The sequence below is a fragment of the Faecalimicrobium dakarense genome, assembly GCF_000499525.1.
Lineage (GTDB): Bacteria > Bacillota > Clostridia > Peptostreptococcales > Peptostreptococcaceae > Faecalimicrobium > Faecalimicrobium dakarense.
In genome coordinates this window covers 1-844 of record NZ_HG529320.1, presented here as the reverse complement: position 1 = coordinate 844, position 844 = coordinate 1, and the positions used below count along the sequence as shown (strand labels likewise).

The window sequence follows — 844 nt, the reverse complement described above, 5'->3', positions numbered from 1 at the left end:
TGATTGCGAAGTATTATTAAATATTGAAGATAAGATATTAGACTAATTACAGTTTATAAAATAGCAGTAAGATTAAGTTTACTGCTATTTTATTATGTACAGTTGTTGTATATAGATTTAATTATTATGAAAGATAGTTAATTATGCTGATATATAGAAACAGTTATAATACTTTGTAAAATATAGTATAATTATAGATAACTTAATACACAATTGTTATATTTTATGAATAAAAAAGGGGATGAATTTATGAGAAATTGTACTCAGTGTAACAATCGTTTTACATTTTTAGATAGATTAAAGGCTCTTTTCAATGGACATTTGAAATGTACGCACTGTAATGCCGATTACGAACCTAAAATAAACGGATATAGGGGAATATATTTTTTTGTTATTATTATGGCAAATGCATTTGTATTTAATAATATTATTATTTTGAATGATTTCATGCTAAAAATTACATTACAAATATTAACAATAATTATAACTTTTCCTTTGTTTGATTTATTACCTCATAGATGGCATAGATATGAAAAGATTAATTAGAAATTTAAATATATATAGTTGTACAATATTAATATATTACGAGTTAAAAAATCCAATAGTTGACCTATTGGATTTTTTAGCATTAACATAATATTTAAAGATAGGTAAATTATAGTATTACAGAACGTATGTTAAACTTTAGATTATGTTATTATAAAAGTAACGGATATTATAAAAAGGGAGAGTATATGATGAATGAATCAAGAGAAATAAATATTAGCTAAAATTATTGCATTTTTCTCATCTAGATTAATAGTTGAGTTTATAAATGAATTTCTAAGGAGTAATTGGCAATATA

The 844-nt window shown here is 22.0% G+C and carries 1 protein-coding gene; it reads left to right on the top strand.

The annotated features are described in order from the left end of the window. Nucleotides 1–249 precede the first annotated feature (249 nt). Entirely contained in the window at nt 250–546 is a 297-nt protein-coding gene (locus BN899_RS08135; RefSeq protein ID WP_042274492.1) for a hypothetical protein, read from the top strand. Nucleotides 547–844 lie beyond the last annotated feature (298 nt).

What these genes read in the sequence shown, in the direction of transcription:
- BN899_RS08135 (WP_042274492.1), top strand. Translation starts at nt 250, where the DNA reads ATGAGAAATTGTACTCAGTGTAACAATCGTTTTACATTTTTAGATAGA.